This window comes from Rhizobium mayense (assembly GCF_030272705.1).
Classification (GTDB): Bacteria; Pseudomonadota; Alphaproteobacteria; order Rhizobiales; family Rhizobiaceae; genus Rhizobium; species Rhizobium mayense.
Window position 1 is genome coordinate 125456 of the sequence record NZ_JARFYM010000024.1, and the last position, 23317, is coordinate 148772.

At 60.6% G+C, this 23317-nt stretch carries 22 protein-coding genes; 14 read left to right on the forward strand and 8 right to left on the reverse strand.

What is annotated here, in order from left to right:
* Positions 1-4 precede the first annotated feature (4 nt).
* From PY649_RS24150 to PY649_RS24200, 11 genes are all read left to right on the forward strand, one after another.
* A complete protein-coding gene (locus PY649_RS24150) occupies positions 5-1321 on the forward strand; it encodes an MFS transporter (RefSeq protein WP_285871322.1) in 1317 nt (438 codons plus the stop codon).
* 368 nt (positions 1322-1689) lie between these two features.
* Entirely contained in the window at positions 1690-2877 is a 1188-nt protein-coding gene (locus PY649_RS24155; RefSeq protein ID WP_285871323.1) for an enolase C-terminal domain-like protein, read from the forward strand.
* A gap of 35 nt (positions 2878-2912) precedes the next feature.
* Positions 2913-4091, forward strand: a complete 1179-nt coding sequence (locus tag PY649_RS24160) for an enolase C-terminal domain-like protein (RefSeq protein ID WP_285871324.1) — start codon at positions 2913-2915, stop codon at positions 4089-4091.
* Between the two features lie 32 nt (positions 4092-4123).
* Positions 4124-5773, forward strand: a complete 1650-nt coding sequence (locus PY649_RS24165) for an ABC transporter substrate-binding protein (protein WP_285871326.1) — start codon at positions 4124-4126, stop codon at positions 5771-5773.
* Positions 5774-5844: 71 nt separating this feature from the next.
* Entirely contained in the window at positions 5845-6777 is a 933-nt protein-coding gene (locus PY649_RS24170; RefSeq protein ID WP_285871327.1) for an ABC transporter permease, read from the forward strand.
* 1 nt (position 6778) lies between these two features.
* A complete protein-coding gene (locus PY649_RS24175) occupies positions 6779-7591 on the forward strand; it encodes an ABC transporter permease (RefSeq protein WP_285871328.1) in 813 nt (270 codons plus the stop codon).
* On the forward strand, positions 7588-8565 hold the full coding sequence (locus PY649_RS24180) for an ABC transporter ATP-binding protein (RefSeq protein ID WP_285871329.1): 978 nt from the start codon (positions 7588-7590) through the stop codon (positions 8563-8565). The genes PY649_RS24175 and PY649_RS24180 overlap by 4 nt, the downstream gene beginning before the upstream one ends.
* On the forward strand, positions 8562-9551 hold the full coding sequence (locus PY649_RS24185) for an ABC transporter ATP-binding protein (RefSeq protein ID WP_285871330.1): 990 nt from the start codon (positions 8562-8564) through the stop codon (positions 9549-9551). Before PY649_RS24180 ends, PY649_RS24185 begins: the two co-directional genes overlap by 4 nt.
* A gap of 21 nt (positions 9552-9572) precedes the next feature.
* Entirely contained in the window at positions 9573-10205 is a 633-nt protein-coding gene (locus tag PY649_RS24190) for a YjbE family putative metal transport protein (protein ID WP_285871331.1), read from the forward strand.
* Between the two features lie 200 nt (positions 10206-10405).
* Entirely contained in the window at positions 10406-11773 is a 1368-nt protein-coding gene (locus PY649_RS24195) for an NfeD family protein (protein ID WP_285871332.1), read from the forward strand.
* A 35-nt stretch (positions 11774-11808) separates the two neighbouring features.
* A complete protein-coding gene (locus PY649_RS24200; RefSeq protein WP_285871333.1) occupies positions 11809-12582 on the forward strand; it encodes a slipin family protein in 774 nt (257 codons plus the stop codon).
* Between the two features lie 26 nt (positions 12583-12608).
* Here PY649_RS24200 and solA read toward each other — a convergent pair whose 3' ends face one another.
* From solA to PY649_RS24230, 6 genes are all read right to left on the reverse strand, one after another.
* On the reverse strand, positions 12609-13778 hold the full coding sequence (solA, locus tag PY649_RS24205) for an N-methyl-L-tryptophan oxidase (RefSeq protein ID WP_285871334.1): 1170 nt from the start codon (positions 13776-13778) through the stop codon (positions 12609-12611).
* A gap of 12 nt (positions 13779-13790) precedes the next feature.
* Positions 13791-15284, reverse strand: a complete 1494-nt coding sequence (locus PY649_RS24210) for an HAL/PAL/TAL family ammonia-lyase (RefSeq protein ID WP_285871336.1) — start codon at positions 15282-15284, stop codon at positions 13791-13793.
* On the reverse strand, positions 15281-16057 hold the full coding sequence (locus tag PY649_RS24215; RefSeq protein WP_285871338.1) for an ABC transporter ATP-binding protein: 777 nt from the start codon (positions 16055-16057) through the stop codon (positions 15281-15283). Before PY649_RS24215 ends, PY649_RS24210 begins: the two co-directional genes overlap by 4 nt.
* A gap of 32 nt (positions 16058-16089) precedes the next feature.
* Positions 16090-16794 carry an ABC transporter permease gene (locus tag PY649_RS24220; protein ID WP_285871339.1) on the reverse strand — a complete coding sequence of 235 codons (705 nt, stop codon included), beginning with the start codon at positions 16792-16794 and terminating at the stop codon, positions 16090-16092.
* Positions 16795-16804: 10 nt separating this feature from the next.
* Complete coding sequence (locus tag PY649_RS24225; protein ID WP_285871340.1) at positions 16805-17527, reverse strand: ABC transporter permease; 723 nt, start codon at positions 17525-17527, stop codon at positions 16805-16807.
* A 119-nt stretch (positions 17528-17646) separates the two neighbouring features.
* On the reverse strand, positions 17647-18492 hold the full coding sequence (locus PY649_RS24230) for a transporter substrate-binding domain-containing protein (RefSeq protein ID WP_285871341.1): 846 nt from the start codon (positions 18490-18492) through the stop codon (positions 17647-17649).
* 193 nt (positions 18493-18685) lie between these two features.
* Between PY649_RS24230 and hutC the strand changes: the two genes are divergently transcribed.
* Positions 18686-19441, forward strand: coding sequence for a histidine utilization transcriptional repressor HutC (gene hutC, locus PY649_RS24235; protein ID WP_285871343.1), 756 nt, complete (start codon positions 18686-18688; stop codon positions 19439-19441).
* A 65-nt stretch (positions 19442-19506) separates the two neighbouring features.
* On the opposite strand, the gene PY649_RS24240 is transcribed toward hutC, so the two are convergent.
* Positions 19507-20097 (reverse strand): sterol desaturase family protein, encoded by a 591-nt coding sequence (locus PY649_RS24240; protein ID WP_285871344.1) that lies wholly within the window; start codon positions 20095-20097, stop codon positions 19507-19509.
* 536 nt (positions 20098-20633) lie between these two features.
* Between PY649_RS24240 and PY649_RS24245 the strand changes: the two genes are divergently transcribed.
* Positions 20634-20837 (forward strand): hypothetical protein, encoded by a 204-nt coding sequence (locus tag PY649_RS24245; RefSeq protein ID WP_285871346.1) that lies wholly within the window; start codon positions 20634-20636, stop codon positions 20835-20837.
* A 217-nt stretch (positions 20838-21054) separates the two neighbouring features.
* Here PY649_RS24245 and PY649_RS24250 read toward each other — a convergent pair.
* A protein-coding gene (locus PY649_RS24250) for an IS5 family transposase (protein WP_285871347.1) occupies positions 21055-21817 on the reverse strand; the annotation gives its coding sequence in 2 pieces (ribosomal slippage) (positions 21055-21672 and positions 21674-21817; 762 coding nt in all).
* A 297-nt stretch (positions 21818-22114) separates the two neighbouring features.
* Between PY649_RS24250 and PY649_RS24255 the strand changes: the two genes are divergently transcribed.
* Entirely contained in the window at positions 22115-23077 is a 963-nt protein-coding gene (locus tag PY649_RS24255) for an MBL fold metallo-hydrolase (protein ID WP_285871348.1), read from the forward strand.
* Positions 23078-23317: the final 240 nt, after the last annotated feature.

Here is a 23317-nt window from a genome sequence, read left to right on the forward strand (position 1 = left end):
CGCCATGGTCGACGAAAAACAGCTCATCTCGAAAATCACCTGGCGCCTGATGCCCTTCTTAGGGCTTCTATACCTGGTAGCCTACATCGACCGTCAGAATGTCAGCTTCGCCAAGCTGCAGATGGTCGATGCGCTCGGGATGAGCGAATATGCCTATGGCCTCGGCGCGTCCCTCTTTTTCATCGGCTACTTCATCTTTGAAGTGCCGAGCAATCTGATGCTGGAGAGATTTGGCGCCAGCAAATGGTTCGCCAGAATTCTCGTATCCTGGGGCATTGTGACGACACTCCTCGCCTATACGCAGAATGCGACGATGTTCTACATCCTGCGCTTCCTGCTCGGCGCTTGCGAGGCGGGCTTCTTCCCCGGCGTTCTCTACCTTCTCACGCTCTGGTTCCCGTCGGCCTATCGTGGGACGATGGTCGGGCTGTTCATGATCTTCAGCGCGTTTGCCAACGCCGTCGGCGCGCCGCTCGGCGGCACCCTGCTCGATCTCGACGGGCTCTACAATACTTCCGGCTGGCAATGGGTGTTCCTCGCAACGGGCATTCCAGCCATCATCTTGGGCATTGTGACACTGTTCTATCTATCGGACCGACCGGCGCAGGCGCATTTCCTCTCGGACGAGGAGAAGCGCTGGCTGCAGGACAGGCTCACCTCCGAAAATGCGGGCATGGAAAAAAATGCCGATAACGGTTTCAAGGCGCTCGTCGACCCGCGCGTGCTGCTGATGGCGCTCTGCTATGTCGCCTTTCCGCTCTCGGCCTATGGCCTGAGCTACTGGCTGCCGACGATCGTGAAAAGTTTCGGCGTCGGCAATACCGAGAACGGTTTTCTCAATATCATTCCCTGGGTGCTGGTCGCGATCTCCCTCTACGTCGTTCCAGCCATGGCGAAAAACGCGAAATCCAAGACGGCCTATATCGTCATCCCGGCTTTTGTCGGCGCGATAGCTCTGCTGCTTTCCGCGCTGATCCCGGACCACACGCTGCAGTTCGCGTTCCTGTGCATCGCTGCTGCCGGTATCTTTGCCGGTCAGCCGGTCTTCTGGAGCCTGCCCTCGCGATTCCTTAAGGGTGCCGGCGCCGCAGCAGGCCTCGCAGCGATCAACTCCGTTGGCAACCTCGGCGGCTTCGTCGCCCAGAACGTCGTGCCATGGATCAAAGATGCAACTGGAAGCACGATCGCACCGATGTTCTTCCTGGCCGCATGCCTGGCCATCGGCGGCCTGCTCGTATTCGTCGTGGAACAGCAGATATCGCGCCGGGAACGGATCGTCAGGGAAACTCAGGTTGGAGCCGCGGCATCCCCGAAAATCTGACTGGCCCACCATCTGCTATTTTGGCCGTCGGCGCGAAATCGTTCGGGCGGTCAGAATGCTCCATCAAAACCGCGTTATTTTGCGCGTGAAGGATCTTTTGTCTGCTTAAACTAGGTGGGCAGGCTTTCCGTACACTGAAGATGAACATGTCTTCGCCCTCCGCATTCGGGCTGGGCGAGTTTCATGTCGATTACACCAATCACATTCATCGACTGATTGATCGGTGACCTTGGCTCGGGATCTCCTCGACCCGGCCTGTTGGGCGCAGCGCCTCGATAGTTCGCGGCCGACAATCGCGGCTTGACAAACTATAAAATCCGATACGATATATGAAAATATAAAGTGCGCGGGGCCGGAGGAGGCAACCTTTGCAAGAACTTGATGATATTAAGCGTGATATCGAAGCGTCCCCTGCCACGCAGGTGAAGCGTATCGAGCTATTCCTGTTTTCGTATCCCATGATCGGCGTCGACCGCGGCGGCATCGATATGCCGGGCGCAAAATCCTCACGCGCACGTTTGGCCGTTTCCATCGAGACTCGTGACGGCGGGAAAGGCGCCTATGTCGGTGGCCAGGCCAACGCCATGGCGCAGGCTTCAGCCTGCGCGCGCGCTATTTTGGGCATGGATTGCTTCGCACGAGAAAAGGCCTACGAGCTGATCCGGCGGCAACTGCGCAAAGAGGATCGCATGGGCGCCGGCGTCATCGACGTGGCTCTCTGGGATCTCGCTGGACGCCGGCTCGGAACATCGGTGGCCAGCCTGCTCGGCGGCGGCAAGGATCGGGTCAAAGCCTATGCCAGCACCTGGTTTGGCGGCGACGGCGGCGGACTTGCGACCCCTGAAGCTTTCGCCGACTTCGCCGAAGCCTGTTACGAAAAAGGCTACCGCGGCTTCAAGATGCATGGCTGGACCGACGGCGGCTATGAGCGCGATGCCGCGACCGTGCGCGCCTTGGGCCGGCGCGTCGGCGGCCGCATGGCGCTGATGCATGACTCTGCCTGCCACTTCAAGACATTCGCCGATGCGCTCGCGGTCGGTCGCGCCTGCGACGACGCCGGCTTCTACTGGTATGAAGACCCCTATAGCGATGGCGGGCTCGCGGCGCATTCGCATCGCCGCATGCGTGAATTGATCAAGACGCCGCTGCTGCTTGGCGAACACGTTCGCGGCCTGGAGTCGATCGCCAATCTGGTTCTTGCCGACGGCACGGATTTCGTCCGCGCAGACCCCGACTTCGACATGGGTATCACCGGCACGATGAAGATTGCGCATTTTGCCGAGGCGCTCGGTCTCGATGTCGAGCTGCATGCGCCTGGCCCGGCACATCGCCATTGCATGTCGGCCATCCGCAACACGAATTTCTACGAACTTTCGATGGTCGGTCCTTCGGGCGCCGATTTCAATGCGCCTGTCTATACCTGCGGCTACAGCGACCATCTCGATGCCGTCGGTGAGGACGGCTGCTTCCCGGTTCCGACCGGTCCAGGCCTCGGCGTGGACTATGACTGGGATTTCATTCGGAGCAATGCCACGGCGCACGCCGTCATCGAATAGGTCGTCAATCAAGCGAAAGGGAGATCGCTTCGGAGATGGACCAAACATCCAGAGAACCAGGCGCTGCGATCAAGCGGATCGAGATATTTCTGTTCTCGCAGCCGGTGAAGAACGTTGCGTTCGACGTCAGCCCGAGTGGCATCGATATGCCAGGCGCCGAGAGCCAACGCACGCGCATCGCGGTGACGATCGAAACAGCCGATGGCTCGCGCGGCGAATATAGCGGCGGGCGGTCCGATGCAGTTGGACAGACGCGATTCTGCGCCAAATGGATTTTGGGCGAAAACGCACTTGGCCGCGAACAGATCTATGAGCGGATCCGTCGCTTCCTGCGCAAGGAAGATCGGATTGGCGCCTGCCAGATCGACAACGCGCTCTGGGACCTGGCGGGCAAACGGGCCAGTGCCTCCGTCAGCCAGTTGCTCGGCGGCTTTCGCACCCGGCTTCCGGCCTATGCCAGCACATGGTTCGGCGGCGATGGCGGTGGCTTGGCGACGCCGGAGGCCTTCGCCGGGTTCGCCGAAGAGTGTTACGGCCTTGGCTATCGCGCCTTCAAGATGCACGGCTGGACCGACGGTTCGCCGGATCGCGATATCGCCGCGATCAGGTTGCTTGGCAAAACCGTCGGCGGTCGCATGGCGCTGATGCATGATTCCGCCTGCCATTTGAAGACCTTTGCCGATGCGCTTGCTGTCGGCCGCGCCTGCGACGAAGCGGGCTTCTTTTGGTATGAGGACCCTTACAGCGATGGCGGTCTGGCAGCGCATGCCCATCGCAGGCTGCGGGAGCTGATCAAGACGCCGATCTTGCTCGGCGAGCACGTTCGCGGACTTGAAGCCGTTGCCAATCTGGTGCTGGCGGATGGCACCGATTTCGTCCGCGCCGATCCGGACCTCGATATCGGCATTACCGGCACGATGAAGATCGCCCATTTTGCCGAGGCCCTTGGCCTTGACGTCGAACTGCACGGCAACGGGCCGGCCCATCGGCATTGCATGGCGGCCATCCGCAACACGAACTTCTATGAACTTGCCATGGTTGGTCCGTCGCGCGGTCAGGCGACAGTGTCGATCTACCGGGATGGCTATTCGGACCTGCTGGACGATGTCGGTGCCGATGGATGCTTCGCCGTGCCCGACGGCCCGGGTCTCGGCGTCGAATATGATTGGGAAATGATCAAACGAAACACGCTCGAACATTTCGTCATTGAGTGACGTTCGCAATACCCGGAGGAGGAGGGACGAACATGACAAGAAGAACAAAGGCCGCGCGGCCGCCTGAGGCCGGCGCCAAGGGCGGCATCACCCGCCGCACCCTGTTGGCCAGTGTCGGCATCGCTGCCGCGATGGCCCATATGCCACGCGCTTTCGCCGCCGGCGATCCGAAGAGGATCAGCATCCGCCTGGGATCGCGCGATATCGGCTCGGTCGATCCGGCCATGACCAAAACGGGCGACGATGAAACTGTCGCACTGCAGATTTTCAATTCGCTGGTTTCGCCCCCGCGCGGGACGCTCGACGTCGATTTGGACAAGTTGCAGCCGGTTCTGGCAAAAAGCTGGGATATCTCGCCGGATCGCAAGACCTGGACATTCCACCTTCGCCCCGGCGTGAAGTGGCACAAGGGTTACGGCGAAGTCTCCGCAGAAGACGTCAAATTCTCGTTCGAACGCCAGATGGATCCAAAGCTCGGCGGCGTGCACGGAGCAAGCTTCAAATCGATCGACAGCATCGATATCGTCGATCCGTTGACCGTACGCTTCAATCTGAAGGCGACCGATCCATTCTTCCATGTCGAGGCGCTGATCCCCGGCTTCGGCCGGTTCATCGTGCCGAAGAAGGCTGTGGAAGAGCTGGGCGAAAAGTTCGGCTTCCAGCCGGTGGGCAGCGGTGCCTTCGAATTCTCCGAATATCGCCCGCAGGAGGCGATTATCCTGAAGGCGTTCGACGGTTACTTCGGCGGCCGCGCGCCGCTCGACGAGCTTGAGCTGCGCTATATCCCCGACAACAATGCCGCGACCATCGCCTTTATCGGCGGCGAGCTCGACGTCACAGGCGGCGATCGCGATCCGAAATGGGTCAAGAACATGCAGGCGCAGAATCCGGATGCCGTGATCAACACGCTGCTGCCGGGAAGCTTGCAGTTCATCTCTTTCAACATGACGGTCAAGCCCCTCGATAACCTCAAGGTCCGCCAGGCTCTGGCCTATGCCATCGACCGCAGCCAGTGGGCGAAGGCCTTCGGCGTTGTCCATGGCGATCTTCCAGCCATCGTTCCCGAGGAATTCTTCGGCGCCCTCAAGGCCTCCGACATCCCGGCGGAGCTGCGTTACGACTACAGCCCCGAGAAGGCCAAGGCCCTGCTGGCGGAGGCCGGCTATCCCAATGGCTTCTCGCTCGACGCAATCATCAGCGAGCGCGACGACTACAAGACCAATATGCTGATGGTACAGGACATGCTGCGCAAGATCGGCGTCAACCTGAACCTGCAGGTGCAGGATCACGCCAGCTACCAGGCCAATATCCGCCAGGATCGGGGCACGGTCGTCGAATTGTCGACCGCCATGGAACCGACGGCGCCGCAGGTTCTGAACGAATTCCTGTCGAAGCAGGCGGCTGTCGGCAAACCCTCTTCGCTGCGCAACTTCTCCCATTACGGCGAAGTCGGCGGCAACATCGACGATCTGGTTGCCAAAGCAGTCGCGGAAGCGGATGCCGCCAAGCAGCTCGAATACCTCAAGCAGGCGCAATTGCAGGTGTTGAAGGACGTTCCGCTCATCACGCTGCAGACGGCCCCGATCATTACCGCTTTCCAGGGGAAAATCGACCTCGGATACAAGCCGGTCAGCGGATACGGCCAATTCGAATATTCGACCGCCAAGCTCACCGATAGCTGATTGTTTGACGGACCGGGCCGTCGCGCCCGGTCTTAAGCACCAACCGGCATCACGCGTCGGAGGAACCAGAATTGCTCGGCTTTGTCCTCAAACGAGCGGGGGAAGCGATTTTAACCGCTTTTCTCGTCTTCAGTTTCGTCTTCTTCGCCATGCGCCTCCTGCCGGGTGATCCCGTCGTCGCCATGCTTGGGGACCGGGCCGGCGCGGAGGCGATCGAGAATGCCCGCAAGGCTCTCGGCCTCGACCAGCCGCTGATCGTGCAATACGGGCAGTTCCTTTGGGGTCTGCTGCATCTCGATCTCGGGCATTCCCTGGTCAACAAGGTGGATGTCGGCGCCACCATGGCACGGCATCTGCCCTATACGATCATGCTGACCATCGCCTCGACGATCATCGGCATTATTGTCGGCCTGCCACCGGGCGTCTGGGGTGCGCTGAAGCCGGGCGGCGGCGCCGACCATTCCTCACGCCTGGTTTCCCTGTTCGGCTCGGCGCTCCCCGACTTCTATGTCGGCCTTGTGCTGCTCGTCATCTTTGGCCTCAGATTGCATTGGTTTCCGCTGCTTGGCGGCGGCAAGACTCCGTTCGATCTGCGCTACCTGGCTTTGCCGGCGATCACGCTCGGCGTACTCAAGGGTTTCGGGTTGATCCGTTTCACCCGCACTGCAGTGCTCGATGCCAGTGGCCGCGACTTCGTCCGCACGGCCCGCTCGCTCGGGCTGTCGGAGCGCACGGTCGTTTGGAAACACATCTTCCGTAACGCCATGATCCCGATCACCACGCAGATTTCGTTGTCCATCATCGCCACGCTCGGCGGCACGATTGCAATCGAACTGGTGTTCAACCGCCCCGGCGTCGGGCAACTGCTGGTGGGCGCCATCACCTCCCGAGACTATACGCTGATACAGGGAGGGCTGGTCATTCTGTCCGTTCTCGTCGTCGCGGTGAACCTCGCCACCGATCTCCTATACGTCGTCTTCGACCCGCGCGTGAGGACCAATTGATATGCTGGACCGCTTCTTCATCGGCATCGCCCTCATCATCCTGGTGGTCCTGCTCGGGGTCGTGGCCTTAGGTCCGGTCATCGAACCGCATGATCCTCTGCTGCAGAATGTCGACATGCAGGAGGCCGGCCCCTCCGCACAATATTTGCTCGGCACCGACACGCTCGGCCGCGACGTTCTCTCCCGGCTGATCGAAGGGGCAAGGCTTTCAATGACGATCGGGCTCGCCGCGCCGCTGATCGCCGGCGCCGTCGGCATTTCGCTAGGCATGGCGGCTGCTTTCTTCGGCGGCTGGACCGAGCGCATCGTCACACGCGTTACCGACGTGATGATGTCTTTCGACCCATTGCTGCTCGGCGTTCTCATCGTCGCCATGCTCGGGCCGGGCATCCAGAATCTCTCGATCGCGATCGCGTCGGCACTGGTGCCTTCTTTCGTCCGCTTGGCGCGCGCCTCCGCTCTCTCGGTCAGGCAGGAAAGTTACGTCGATGCCTCGATCGCCATGGGCCGGCCGAGCTTCGGCACGATCTTTGTTCATATCCTGCCGAATATCGCCGGGCCCCTTGTGGTGATGACCACTATCTGGATCGGCACGGCCATTCGCCTGGAGGCGTCGCTAAGCTTCATCGGCTTGGGCGCCCAGGCGCCCGCACCGTCGTGGGGCAACATCGTGCGCGAAGGCGTATCGAACCTCTTCAGCTCGCCATTGCCCGCCCTGTTCGCCGGTCTCGCGATCACGCTCGCCGTATTGGCCTTCAACATATTGGGAGATGCCCTGCGTGACTATCTCGATCCGGATCGGATGACGCGATGACGATGCCATTGCTTTCGATCAAAAATCTGCGGGTCAATTTCAGGAACAAGGGAGCGGATGTACCGGCCCTGCGCGGCATCGATCTGGCCGTCGCTTCCGGTGAATGTCTTGGACTGGTCGGCGAATCCGGCTCCGGTAAGAGCCTCACCGCACTTGCCGCTATGGGGCTGCTGCCAATGGCGGCCGATGTTGTCGCCGGCGAGATTTCCTTCGATGGCCAAGACCTGCTGCAGCTCAACCGCACGCAGCTCGATCAGGTCAGGGGCAAAGACATTTCGATGATCTTCCAGGAGCCAATGACCGCACTCAATCCCGTGATGACGGTCGGCCGGCAGATCACCGCGCCGATCATGCAACACCTGAAGCTCTCGAAGGCTCAGGCACGGACCCGGGCACTCGATCTCCTTGCCCGCGTCGGCATCCCGGACCCGGTCGCCCGGTTCTCGGCCTATCCGCATGAATTGTCCGGCGGCATGCGCCAGCGCGTGATGATCGCCATGGCGCTGTCCTGTGAGCCCAAACTGGTGATCGCCGACGAGCCGACCACGGCACTCGACGTGACCATTCAGGCGCAGGTGCTTGAGCTGCTGCGCAGCCTGCAGGAGGAAATGAACCTCGCGGTCATCATCATTACCCATGATTTCGGCGTGGTGGCCGAACTTGCCCAGCGCGTCTGCGTCATGTATTGCGGCAAGGTGGTCGAAGAAGCCCGGGCGATCGATCTCTTCGATCGTACGATGCATCCCTATTCGATCGGCCTTTTGGGCTCGACGCCATCCCTGGAAAGCCCGTTGGTCCGCCGACTGCCGGCAATCGGCGGCGCCGTGCCGCATATCTCCGAAATCCCCTCGGGGTGCGCATTCAATCCGCGCTGCGGCGAGCGGCTGGCCGTTTGCGACAAACAAATTCCGGCTCTTGAGAACTACGACCGCGGCCAGCGCGTCGCCTGCTGGGCGAGGAGCCAGGCAAGATGAGTGCATCCATTCTGAAAGTCGAAAACATCGCCAAGACTTACGGCAGCAGCTTGCGGGCGGTCGATGGCGTCTCCTTCGACATCAAGGAGCGTGAGACGCTGGCGCTGGTCGGCGAGTCCGGCTGCGGCAAGTCGACGGTTGCCCGTCTGGTGCTCGGCCTCACCAAGCTGACGGCCGGCCGGATCGAGTTCGACCAAGCTAATATATCGCAACTCTCACAGCGACAGCTACGCTCGGTGCGCCGCGAACTGCAGTTCGTTTTCCAAGACCCCTATTCCTCGCTGGATCCGCGCATGACCGCCGGCTCCATCGTGACCGAACCGATGGTCGTGCACGGCATGATTTCCGGTCCCAAGCAGCGCCAGACGATCGCCGGTCAATTGCTGGAAGCCGTCGGCCTCAGCGCCAGGCACATCGGCCAGCGACCGCGGCAGTTTTCGGGCGGCCAGCGTCAGCGACTGGGCATCATCAGAGCTTTCGCCCTCAGCCCGAAGCTGATCGTCGCCGATGAACCGGTTTCGGCGCTCGACGTGTCGATCCGCTCGCAGGTCCTCAACATCCTGCAGGACCTGCAGGAGGAAAAAGGCACCGCCTATCTGTTCATATCGCACGACATGCCGACCGTTCGCCATATCGCCGATCGGGTTGCCGTCATGTATCTCGGCAAGATCATGGAGATCGCGCCGAAAGCGAAATTCTTCCAGGAACCGCACCATCCCTATAGTCAGGCGCTTCTCTCGGCCGTGCCCGCGGCGCATCCGGCGCGTCGGAAGAAGCGAATTCTTCTGCCTGGCGACCCGCCAAGCCCGGCCGCGGTTCCGGCCGGCTGTCGTTTCCATCCGCGTTGCCCGATGGCGAAGGACATCTGCAAGACCACCGAACCTCCGCTGCAATCCGTCGGCGACGGACATTCTGCCGCCTGCCATTTCGCCGGCCCCTGGCCGATCAAGTTCAAAGAGCTCGCTGGAGCCATGCTCAACGATTGAGCGTCGAAGGACTTTCTGCGAATGCCCCTCCATATCGACCAAGGCGCGATCTCTGCCTATCTGCAGGTGATCGTGGTCAACATCCTTCTGTCCGGCGACAATGTCATCGTCATCGGCATGGCGGCGGCTGGACTGGACAATAGGTTGCGGAACAAAGCGATCGCCGCGGGGATCACGGCCGCCGCCATCATCCGCATCCTGTTCGCGCTCGTCGCGGTGCGGTTGCTCGATATCACAGGTATCACCTTGGTCGGCGGCTTGCTCCTGCTATGGGTCTGCTGGACGATGCTGAAGGAATTGCGGGTGGCTGATGAGGAGGAGGCCGCCGATTTGACGCCCGGTGCCTGTGGTGTAGTGGCGATGGGATCGAAGCTCTTCCGGCAAGCGATCACGCAGATCATCGTTGCCGACGTCTCCATGTCGCTCGACAATGTCCTGGCTGTCGCCGGTGCCGCCGAACGGAACATGGGTGCATTGATTTTCGGCCTGGTTCTCTCGGTGCTGCTGATGGGCTTGGCATCGTCCTTCATCGCCATGCTATTGAGCAGGTATCGCTGGATCGGCTGGGTCGGCCTTGTCGTCATCCTCTACGTCGCAATCGGCATGATCTACCGCGGCGGCGAGCAATTGCTGCCTTTGGTAACGGCACTCTAGCCGTGACACTTCCATTGAAACGGCCCGCGACCGCGACAGCTTCACAAACGGGCGCGACGTCACAGGTTTGTTGAGCCTTTTTCAGCACAATAGAAATCGATGGAAGCGCTTGCCACCTTACCGTTTGGCACGCCCGCCATATATTCATAAAAATGAACGCTCGGCGAAGGATAGCGCAGTGTTTGAAGCTTTGGCGACGAATGCCGCCAATCCTCGCCTTGATGCTGGCTCTGGCATCCGCTTTCAGCCTGGCTGCCCCGCTGACATGGGGAGCAGAGCGTGTAGCCATAGTCCTGAGGATAAACGGCGCCATCGGCCCGGCAACATCAGACTATGTGAAGCGCGGCCTTCAACGCGCCGCCGAACAGGGTGCGAGCCTTGCCGTACTACAGATGGACACACCCGGCGGTCTCGACACGTCGATGCGAGACATCATACGTGCCATACTCGCCTCGCCGGTGCCCGTGGCTGGATTTGTGGCCCCTAGCGGAGCACGAGCCGCCAGTGCCGGCACTTACATTCTTTACGCAAGCCACATCGCCGCGATGGCGCCGGGTACCAATCTAGGCGCGGCTACTCCGATCATGATCAGCGGCGGTCCCTTCGGCGGTGGCACGGAACCCGACCAAGGGAACCCCGGGGGAACGCCCGGCAAGCCAGATAACACGCAGGGACAAGCCCCCCATAACGCCAGCGAGGCGAAAGCTGTCAACGATGCCGTCGCCTATATTCGCGGGCTTGCCGAATTGCGCAATCGCAACGCCGATTGGGCTGAACGAGCGGTGCGCGAGGCCGCAAGCCTCTCATCGACTGCAGCCGTGCAGCAACACGTCGTCGATTTCACGGCAACCTCCGTCGAGGACCTCTTGACCCAGGCGCAGGGCCGCATCGTTCGGGTCGGACAAGCGGATGTCCGCCTCGATACCGCCGGCCTTACCGTCCACGAATTCGAGCCGGACTGGCGGACGCGCGTGCTTTCAGTGATCACCGATCCGAACATAGCACTCATCCTCATGATGGTCGGCATCTACGGCATAATCTTCGAATTTCTCACCCCGGGGACATTTGTCCCTGGCACGATCGGGGCCATCTGCCTGCTGCTCGGTCTCTACGCCCTGGCATTGCTGCCGGTGAGTTACACCGGCGTAGGATTGATTGCCCTCGGCGTAGGGATGACGGTCGTCGAAGCTCATTCGCCATCCTTTGGCGCCATCGGCGTCGGTGGTGGGATTGCGCTCGTGCTCGGCGCGGCCATTCTGTTCAATACGGATGTTCCCGGCTTTGAGGTGTCCTGGGGCGTGCTGGGTGGCATCGCCATCGCCGCCATCGCATTCAGCCTCATCGTCGCCCGCCTAGCGATCCTGTCGCGCTGGCACAAAGTCAGCACCGGCACCGAACAGATGATCGGCATTTCAGGCAAGGTCGAAAGTTGGACAGGTGGTTCGGGGTACGTCTTTGCGCGTGGCGAACGCTGGAAGGCAATTTCTCCGGAACCGCTTGCCGCCGGTGACGCCGTCAAAGTGATCGCCCGCAACGGTCTGACGCTCGAGGTGACACGCAGCGCATAACAAACTCGCGACTTTTGAAAGCAGGAGGAAAAGTCATGGGCATATTCGCGGATCTCGCCTTCTACCTGGTGATCGTCCTTATTTTGCTGCTCGTCGTCGCATCTGCCATCAAGATCCTGCGCGAGTACGAGCGCGGCGTGGTTTTCACGCTTGGCCGCTTCACCGGCGTGAAAGGCCCCGGCCTGTTCCTTCTCCTCCCCTACGTCCAGCAGATGATACGCGTCGACCTGCGCACGCGGGTGCTCGACGTTCCCGGCCAGGACGTTATTTCCCATGACAACGTCTCGGTTCGTGTCAGTGCGGTAATCTATTTCCGGGTCATCGAGCCTGAGAAATCGACGATCCAAGTCGAGGACTTCATGATGGCGACAAGCCAGCTCGCCCAGACGACGTTGCGTTCGGTGCTCGGCAAGCACGACCTCGACGAGATGCTGGCAGAGCGCGACAAGCTCAACAACGATATTCAGGAAATCCTCGATGCCCAGACCGATGCCTGGGGCATCAAGGTCGCCAATGTCGAGATCAAACATGTTGACATCAACGAATCCATGATCCGCGCGATCGCCCGGCAGGCGGAGGCCGAACGCGAGCGGCGCGCCAAAATCATCAATGCCGACGGCGAGCAGCAAGCGGCAGCGAAGCTGCTCGAAGCGGCCGAAATCCTGGCCAAGCAACCGGAGGCCATGCAACTTCGTTATCTAGGCACGCTGAATGTCATCGCCAGCGAGAAGAGCTCGACGATCCTGTTCCCCTTCCCCATGGAATTCGCCAACTTCCTGCACGCCAAGACGGATAAACCACCGCAATAGCCAAGCGGCAATCTGACCCGCAATTGCTAGCCGCGAGCCTGGATCTTTCGCGGCGCAAGGAAATTTTCCATCTCCTCGAAGGAGAAAGCCGAAATCGGCAGCGGTGTACCACCGTCGATCGCGAGATCGGCAAGAATTTCTCCGACAACGCTGGTGAACTTGAAACCATGGCCGGAACACGGCGAGGCGACGACGACGCGCGGCTCGCCGGGCACGAAATCGATCAGGAAATCCTCGCTCGGCAACATCGTGTAGCGGCAGGTCACGGCATTGACGCGAACGCCCGCAGCGGCTGGGAGACGCCTTCCGATGAAGCCGTCCAGCAGTGCCGTATCCCTATCATTGACAGGCGGGTTCGGCCGGTTCGGATCGATCGGCTCCATGAAATGTGCGTGGCGGCCGATCTTGACGCCGTCGACGCCGATTGCCGGGAAGCCGAAATAGGAGCCATCCTCGCCTTCGTCGCGGAGGAAAGCGGGCATGCGATGCGGCTGCGTCACGAAGCCGTCGCGCGGCTGATACCAGGCGACGACCTGCCGGATCGGATTGGCGTGTTCCCGCAACTGCGGCACCAACTCGGCGATCCACGAACCGGTCGAGACGATTACCTTCCTGGCACGATAGCGACCGACGTCGGACGAAATCGTCACTCCGGCATCATCGGGCTCGATCGCCGTCACCTTCTCGCCGAAATGCAGGATCGCGCCATCCGTCGCCGCCAGCTTCAGATAGCCCATGACCGCCGCTTCCGGCCGGAGATAGCCGCCTTGCGGATCAAGTAGCGCGATCTCGTCTTCGTCCAACGCGAAGGCCGGAAAACGCGCCGCCATCGCCTTCCGATCCAACTCCTCATAGGGCAGAAGATGCAGTTCGCAGGAGGCCCGCGTGCCGCTGACAATCTTGCTGTCCGGCTTGCCGATCTGTAGGACACCGGTAATCGTCAGGACGTCGGCGCGCAACCGCGCTTCCAGCGCCCGCCAGTTTTCGTAGGCACGCTGCAGCAGCGGCACATAGGACGGGTCTTCGAAATAACCGAGGCGGATCAGCCGGCTGTCGCCATGCGACGAACTCAAGGCATGGGCGGGAAAATGAGCGTCGATGCCGATCGCCTTGACGCCACGCGCCGAAAGAAAGGAAATTGCGGCACTCCCCATGGCGCCGAGGCCGATGACGGCGACGTCAAACTGAGCGGTCATGAAGATATCCTATTATGTAAAATCGGGTGGCAGCGTCTCGCGGATCAGGTTCCGCAAGCTTTCGATATCGCCGCTCAAGGGCCGGTCGTCGGCATAATGAGGTATGCGCTCACGCACCATCCTGTAGATGGCATCAGTGCCCGCCGCACGAGCCCCGGCAGCGCTGAGGAAATCATGCGCCTGTGCCGCCGCCATCAATTCAATTGCCAGGATATATTCGGCGTTGTCGATCACCGCGAGCAGTTTGTTCGCCGCCGCTGTCGGATGCGCCAGGAAATCCTCCTGCAGGCCGGAAGTCACTCCGCCGTCGGTGCAGGCGGGTGCCGCCAGCCGGCGGTTTTCGTTCGCAAGTGCCGCGGCCGTATATTGGGCGATCATGAAACCGGAATTGCTGCCGGCGTCGCTGGCGAGAAAGGGCGGCAGACCGCTGACCAGCGGATTGACCAGCCGGTCCATGCGCCGTTCGCTCATCGCCGCGATCTGGGCGAGCGCGATGGCAAGGCTGTCGGAAGCTTGCCCGAGCGCCGGCGCAACCGCATGCGCTTCCGACGAGACTATCGGGTTCGCCGGCGTGCCGGAAACCGCTGGATTATCGGTGACGGAGGTAAGCTCCTGATCGACAACACCAGCGGAATTATCGAAGACGTCACGGGCGGCGCCATGGGCATGCGGAATGGCGCGTAGGCTGAGAGCATCCTGCGTGCGCCGGCCCAAAGCTGCGGCGATGAGGCCGCTACCCTGCAGCCGGGCGCGCAACGAGGCGCCGACCGTGGCAATGCCCTTGGAGGGGCGCAGCGCCAGCACGGCTTCATCGAATGCCGCCACCTGACAACCGGCCGCCTCCAGCGTGAGCACCGCGATCGCATCGGCCCAATTAAGCAAGCGCTCGGCACCAGCCAGCGCCACGCTGGAAAGACCGGTGGCGCATGCCGTGCCGTTGACGAGGCTCAGTCCTTCCTTGGCGCCGAGCACCAGCGGTTCGAGACCGATCGCGGCCAAGGCTTCGCGACCGGACATGGCTTTACCGCTGACCCTGGCGTTCCCCTCCCCGATCAGCACCAAGGCGATATGGGCATTGTGTATCAGATAACCTGCAGAACCTTTCGAAGGCACGTCGGGAATGCAATCTTTTTCGAGAAAGGCCGCGAGATGACTGACAATCTCCAGCCTCACGCCGGAATGGCCATGGGAAAAATTGGCAATCTCAGCCGCGATAATGGCACGCACCTCTCGCGGCGCCAGCAGCTCTCCGACGCCGCAGGCATGGCTGAGGATGATATTGCGCGACAGGCGGCTCTGGGATTCACGGTCGACCACGGTATCCGACAGCGCGCCGACGCCGGTATTGACGCCGTAGGCGCGCGCACCGGTCTCGACGATGCGTTCGACGATCCGACTTGCATGAATGATGCGTTCCCGGACGGCCGGTGCGAGCGATAGAGGCGCCCCGTCCGCCACGCTAGCGATATCCCGCCAGCTCAGCACCGTTCGAAGCGTAACAGTCATGTCGGATTTCCGAAATGTCCGATGAACTGGCGGAAGGCTGGCGAGGCGCCGCTGCCGAACATCTCCTGCGGCGGGCCGCTGCTTTCGATCAGGCCCTCGCGCATGAAGACAACGCGGTTGGAGACGTTGCGGGCAAAGCTCATCTCATGCGTGACGACGAGCATGGTCATGCCCTCTTCCGCCAGCGAGCGCATGACGCGCAGCACCTCCCCGACGAGTTCCGGATCGAGCGCCGAGGTCGGTTCGTCGAAAAGCATGACCTTCGGTTTCATGGCGAGCGAACGAGCGATTGCCGCGCGCTGCTGCTGGCCGCCGGACAGGAGCGCCGGATAGGCATGGCGCTTGTCGGCGATGCCGACCTTTTCGAGCAATGCCTCGGCCTCGGCGATGCATTCGGCCCGCGGCCGCTTCAGCACATGCACGGGACCCTCGATGACGTTTTGCAGGATCGTCATGTGAGACCAGAGATTGAAAGACTGGAACACCATGCCGAGCTCGGAGCGGATATGATCCACCTGCTTCTGGCTGGCCGGCTTGGTTTTGCCGCCGTTATGCACCATCCGAATCTGCTCGCCGTCGACCCAGATCTCGCCGTCATTGGCGATCTCCAGGAGATTGATACAGCGCAGAAAGGTCGATTTGCCCGAACCCGAGGCGCCAAGCAGCGAGATGACATCGCCGTCCTGCGCCTCCAGGGAAATGCCGCGCAGAACCTCGTGCGTGCCGAAGCTCTTGCGGATATTGCGGACCGAAAGTCTGACGACGCCGGGCATGATCGCTCCAATCCAGATCTAGGCCAGTTTCCTTACGCCTTCAGCGCCGCCGGAACGGCGCGACGATGGCGAGACAGATGATATTCCAGCAAGCCAAGCGCCTGCAGGATGATGAAATTCAAGATGAGATAGATGGCGGCCGCGCAGAGGAAGACTTCCATCGTGCGGTAGGTATGCGAGATCAGCCGCTGGGCCACACCGGTCACCTCCCAGACAGTGACGAGACTTGCGAGCGCCGTCGACTTCATCATCAGCACGATTTCGGTCGAATAAGCAGGGAGTGCATGGCGGAAGGCGATCGGCGCCAGGACGCGCCGCACCAGCAGGAAACCGGACATGCCGATCGAACGCGCCGCTTCGATTTCGCGCGGCGAGACCGCGCGAATACCGCCGCGGAAGATCTCCGCAGTATAACCTCCGGTGCAGAGCGCCAGCGACAACACCGCACAGACGAAAGGTTCGCGCAGCAGCGGCCAAAGGGGCCCATAGCGGATGAAGCCGAATTGGGCGAGCCCGTAGAAGATGAGGAACATCTGGATGAGCAGCGGCGATCCTCGGAAAACGAAGATGTAGCCCTTGGCAATGGCGGACAGGATTGGATTGCCGCCCACCCGCATCCAGACGATCAGGATTGCGAGAACGCCGCCGATGGCGACCGACAGGAAGAACAGCGCCAGCGTCGTCGGCAGAGCTTCGAGCAGCGTGGCCATGGTCTGTGCGAGAAAAGCGAAATCCATGATCGAATCCTCAGGCCTGGCCCATCGCGGAGGGCATGCTGCGATTGGCGCGCCGTTCGGCGCCGTTGAAGACGCGATCCGACAGGCTCGTCAGGATGAGATAGAGTGCGCCACCGACGACGAAGAACAGAAAATATTGCCGTGTCGAACCGGCGGCGACCTGACTGGTCCGCATCAGCTCGGCAAGGCCGGTGACCGAGATCAGCGCGGAATCCTTGAGGCTCAACTGCCAGACATTGCCCATGCCCGGAATGGCGAAGCGTAGCACCTGCGGCATGATGATGCGCCGAAATCTCAAGGCCCCATGCATTCCAATCGCCAAGGCGGCTTCGAGTTCGCCCTTGGAGACCGCGAGATAGGCGCCGCGGAATACTTCGGCCTGATAGGCGCCCGAGATGATGCCGACCGCAAGCGCGCCAGCCGCAAAGGACGGCATGCCCAAAAAGCCCTCATAGCCGAAGGACTTGCCGATGCTGGTGATCGCGCTCGATCCGCCGAAATAAATGAGATAGATGATAAGCAGCTCCGGCACGCCGCGGAAAACGGTTGTATAGACGTTTCCAAGCGTCTTCAGAATGAGATTGCCGGAAAGCTTCGCGGCCGCGACAATGGCACCGAAGACAGCACCGATCGCCAATGCGACGGCGGTGACGCATAGCGTCATCAGCGCCCCGAGCAAAAGCAGCGCCCCCCAGCCGGTCGAGCCGAAACCGATCAATTGCAATGTCGCCATCACCTTCGTTCCCCGTATCGAGCGGTCAGTCTTCTTGATTGCTCAAAATCATAGCATGCAGGAAGCGGCATTGAAGCCGAGAGCCGGCGCTTCCGCCATGCGGAGGCGCCGGCTAAGGATTATTCCTGCGGGGAGACGTCCGTCTTGAACCACTTCATCGAGAGGTTCTTCACGGTGCCGTCGGCCAGTGCCGACTTGATTGCCGTGCTGAACATGTCACGCAGATCCGCGTCGGACTTGCGAACGCCAAGGCCTTCGCCGACGCCCCATATCGGGCCGGCAATTTGCGGGCCGGTAAAGGCGAGCGCGCCGTTGGCGGCATCGAAAGCCGTCTGGAAATAGACGGCATCGTCAAAACCAAGATCGATACGGCCGTTCTGCAGATCGAGGTCGCGGTCGGCGCCGGTCTTGTACTCGCGGATCGTCGCGACGTCGCCGAAGTTGTCGTAGATGAACTTGGCGTAGACGGTAGCGGCCTGGATGCCGATCGTCTTGCCCTTGAAGGCTTCCTTCAACGCGTCGATCTCCTTAACGCCGGTCTGACCGGGCGTCATCTTCACGGCCGCTCCGGTGCCTGTGGCATTGGCCAGTGGGCTATCCTTTGCAGTCGCAAAGGCGGCCGGAGTCGCGGCATAGGGAACGGTGAAATCGATGACCTGCTTGCGCTCGTCTGTGATCGACAGCGCATCCATGATCACGTCGAACTTGCCTGCGTTCAGGGCGGGAATCATGCCGTCCCAGTCGGACGCCACGAGCTTGCAGTCGACCTTCGCCCGCTCGCACAGAACCTTCGCCAGCTCCGGTTCGAAGCCGCCGAGCGTGCCGTCGGAGTTGGTCAGATTCCATGGCGCATAGGCGCCTTCGAGCGTGATGGTAACCGTTTTCCAGTCCTTCGCCTGAGCTGCGGGACCGGCGAGAACGGAAAGCGCCAGGGCGCTGGAAAGAAGCGCATGCCTAATCTTCATCGAAGTTCTCCTCTTGAGATCGAAATAGCCAATCTTTGTTTTATGCCAGTCTTCGCCGGCTTGCCGTTCACCGACCGGCATCCGCCGGTCAGTTCAATCGGGTAGTTGTATAGGGTACCATATGTGATATTTTGTGATATGCAAGTCCCAAGTCGAATTACAGGCGAAATTCCTGCTGCACAAGGATTAGGCAATGAAACGCGGTACCGATCGGAAACGTGAGCTGGCCGAAAACGACACCGGCCCATTATACGCCGGCGTCAAGCAGATGATTCTGGATCGGATCCAAAGCGGCGAATGGCCGCCGAAGCATCGTGTCCCCTCGGAAAACGAGCTGGTCGTGGAACTTGGCGTCAGCAAGATGACCGCCAACCGCGCGCTGCGAGAACTCGCCAACGAAGGGGAACTCGTGCGTATTCAGGGCGTAGGCTCCTTCGTCGCCGAACGCAAGGGCTATTCGGCCCTGTTCGAGGTTCGCAACATCGCCGACGAGATTGCCGAACGTGGCCATGTTCACGAGGCCTCAGTCGTCGTTCTGGCCCGGGAAACCGCCTCTCCAGAGGTTGCCGACGCGCTCGAACTGGAAATCGGAGGGGCTGTTTTCCACTCGCTGATCGTCCACAGCGAAAACGGAGTCCCGGTGCAGATCGAGGACCGTTTCGTTCATCCCGAAGCAGCGCCCGAATATCTCGAGCAGGATTTCACGACGCTGACACCGAACGCCTATCTGACGGCCGCGGCTCCACTCAGCGGCTCCGAGCACATCGTCGAGGCGGCGATGCCACAGCCCTGGGAATGCAAGCTGTTGACGGTCCTGAAGACCGAGCCTTGCCTGACGATCCGCCGGCGCACCTGGTCGGCGCGCCAGGTGGTTTCCATCGCCCGCCTCGTCTATCCCGGACATCGCTACCGACTTGAAGCGCGCAGCGGCAAGATGTTCGAGGAATAAAACACCGGTCAGCTTGTATATGGAAGACGGTACGCTTAAGCGAAGAGCGCTCTGAGCAACCGCACTCAGCCGCCGCCTCGCCTTTCCCTGCTCTTCGCTGCCGGATCCGGCAGCACCGTGCCAAACACGTGGTCCCAGAAAAGCGACGAAACGCCATAATTCCCCTCGTCGGTAGACGCATGATGCTGCGCGTGCCAGCGCTTGGCGCGGTAGAGATAGGTATCATGCGGAATCCGCCAATGATGCATGGCGTGATGCATTGTCCCGTAAGTGAGATAGCCAAGGGTCATGCCAACGGTGAAGCCTGACGCCACGCCAAATCCAAAGGCCCACCACGATGGCAGCAATACGCCCGCGACCATGAAAAACAGGCTCAGCCAGATCGGCGTGTCAATCAGTTCTGCCGGTGCGTGGTGGTGTTGAATATGCATGTCGCGCACATAGACGACATGGTGCAGCACGAAGCGGTGAATCAGGTACTCGACCAATGTCCATGCGGCTGCGCCGATCACGATCGCAGCGATCCAGATCAATGGTTCGCGATCATAGCCCAAAGTGAAGTAGGCCGCACTCAGTCCGACAACGGTGATCGGGTAGACGACGAAATCGGTATAATAAGCGATTGCATTTGGTTTTCGCGAGATTGGCCGCCTCATATAGCTTGCTCGCTGCATTTGCTGTGAATATTCGTGATGAAATTCTTCGGTCTATACAGGCGGAAACCAATCATATGCCCTCTATCACCATCTGCTTGAGAATACGCAAAGAAGCCAAAGCACGTTAATATTCACATCGTAAAATCAGCATCCCGCTCCATTTCGGTCGCGAGAGACCAGCGCTCAAAGCCGGCTAATTTCGAGGCGGCATAGAAACATGCCGGATAAGATGTCTCTCAAAAAAATGACACGCAAGTGAACATCCCGCCAAGTCGTGTGATGTCGGCTACGTCGGACAGGACGCCGCTCTGCCCGGAGCAGGAGAGTTGAGAGAGATTAAGACAGCCCACCGACTAAAACGATAGGGCGCGTTGTCGCTGGCTAGATCGCCCGAAATTGGGTTCGCTATGGTGTCAAGCAGCGCGGGTATAGTCGCTTTGCGGGCCGCCTGATTCATAGCTTTCAAAATTACTGATTTAGGTCTTTCAAAATTAGGTTCTTATGTTTAGGGTCACCCCCGATCAGAGGAGCTGTTTATGCGAAGGTATAATTTGCGATTGGACGGCGAGGCGAAGTGGAAAATTGTCGACCGCGTCACCATGCGCACGGCTGAGCTAGGCGGTGTTGCTTTGCAACGACTGCCGTGGGCCGAGGCCTGCGATATGATTTCGATATTGAACTCACTCAGCGCGATTGAAAGCGCCTCGCGCGACTATGAGGCTTTGACGGCAGCCGAGTAATTGGCTTGCCATCCCCCAGTGCTTCAGTCTGGTTAATCTCCGGCGACCTTTCAATCGGCGGGTTCCGTTACATCGTCCGATGGCGCCGTTTCAACACTGGATCTTTCCAGGACATCACGAACCTAATCTATTTTCCCGACGGCCGGGCCGACACCCAGGATATCCTTGGCCTCGGCTAGCGTCTTTTCCGTCACGACCCCAGTCTTTGACGCTTGAGCTAGGGCGCGGGCTCATTAGCACGCAGCCAAATTCGGATTGATGCGAGCTTTACGAACGCCAGATAGTTGGCTGCGAGCTTGTCATATCGGGTTGCAACGCGCCGACATTGCTTGATCTTGTTGAAGAACCGTTCGATCATGTTGCGCGCGCGATACAGATACGGGCTGAAGCAGATCGCGTCTTTGCGATTTCGTTTCGGCGGAATATTCGCCCATGCTCCTTGCTGGCGGGCAAGCTCCCAGATCCAATCCGCGTCGTATCCGCGATCCGCGAGTAACATCGTTTGTGGAAGCAAGGCGCTGAGGAGAACCGAACACAACCGATTGTCGTGCGCCTCACCGGGCGTGAGCGCGAGATGGACCGGCGAGCCATTGGCGTCCACCACCGCGTGAATCTTGCTCGTCGGGGGCCCTCGTGAGCGACCCATATCTTGATGATTGTTGTCGGCGATGCAAGCTCCGTGCTGGTGCTCGCGGACGACCGAGGTATCGATCATTTGCATCGCCGCGTCACGACCGGCGGCCAGTGCATCCATGATCCGGTCCCAGACGCCAGCCCGCCGCCACCGAACGAAGCGATTGTAACAAGTGGTGCGGGGACCGTAGTTCTTCGGCGGGGTCGCGCCATGGCGCACCAGAACGCAGTACCCAAAAGATGCCATTGAGCACGCGACGGTCATTTACGCGACGAACGCCGCGCGGCTTGTTCGGCAGCATCGGTTTGATGGCGGTCCATTCGTGATCGCTGAGTTCGTAGCGCATGATTCGTGACTTCGATTTCGGAGCTTGAATCGCGCCTCGGGCCGCGCCCTACGGCTGTGCCACTAATGCTCTGACTTGACTTCCGCTTTCGGCGGCATAGCAGACTTGGCCGGACTTGGCGCGACCCGGTCGCGAATGACCCGACTCCGACATTGGCAGCTTGTTCTTGGGCCCATGTGGAGCACCGTTTCCGCTCGCTAATGTGGTAGACTCTATCCTCGGCCTGAGGACGCATAGCTCGCAAGAGAGTCTCGTGCGGCCGAACGAGGGAAACCGCCCATGCCCACTTTGCAGCCCGTGGATCGGTTGGAATTTCAGATCCTGATCGACAATCTGACCGATAGTTTGTCCACGGCCCCGCCGAATGTCACGCTTGAGTGGACAGCGCTTATGCGGGCGGGCATGCGACAATTGTCCGGCCGCTGCCAATGTTGTGCGAATCACGGCTTGGCAGTCGTCGTCAAAGCGTTTCGCGGCGCGGCGAGCCGCGTTGTTCTGTTCGATGCCGGTCCGGTGGAGTTCGCGGTCGAATACAATGGGACCCGGCTGGGCATCGACTTCGCCAGCATCGATGCTGTGGTGCTCTCGCACGGGCACTGGGACCACGCCGGCGGGCTGCCGATTGCGTTTGACCTCATCACCAAAGCAAACGGCGGCCGCGCGATTCCCTGCTATTTGCACCCCGGCATGTTTCGCCAGCGCGCCTTGCCGCTCACGGGCGGCGGATTACTTCCCATCCGCGAGATCCCCTCGCCGGACGATCTCGCTGCGAAGGGAGCCGTCCCGGTCGTCACGACAGAGGCGCAAGTCCTGCTCGACGATATGTTTCTAGTCAGCGGCGAGATTCCCCGCATGACGCGCTACGAGAAGGGGTTCCCCGGCCACAAGCGGCGGAGCGAGGACGGCCAATCTTGGGAAGATGATCCGCTCATCATGGACGAACGCTTTCTGGCCGTTCACGTGGGCGGCAAAGGCATTGTCGTACTCACGGCCTGCTCGCACGCAGGTATCATCAACGTTCTCAAACACGCGCAATCCAGTTTCCCGGCAATCCCGCTCTATGCTGTTGCTGGTGGCTTCCACTTGGCGGGCGGCAACGAGAAGATCATTGCCGAATCCGTGCGCGACATCGGAACGTTCGGTCTTACCTTGATCGCGCCGGGCCATTGCACGGGCTGGCGGGCGGTGAATGCCCTCGCGAACGCCTATGGTGACAGCACCGTGGCACCCTTGGCCGTCGGAAAGATATTCGCAATCTGACGCGCGATGATAGCCGCCATCTTCGGATACTTAGAATTCATATAGGCGTGATAATTGCGCTTCAGCGAGTTGAGGCTGCCAAGCTCCGCCGTTTCCGCTTTGACCTTGGGCGGCGTACTTCTCGAGCTTCTCGCTAGCTACGCTCAGCTCGTCGCGATTCGCGCAGCGGCGGAATCATTGGCACAGGCATCGTCCACCCCGAAAACACGGGGATAGGACAACCCCCTTGAATTTCCTTGT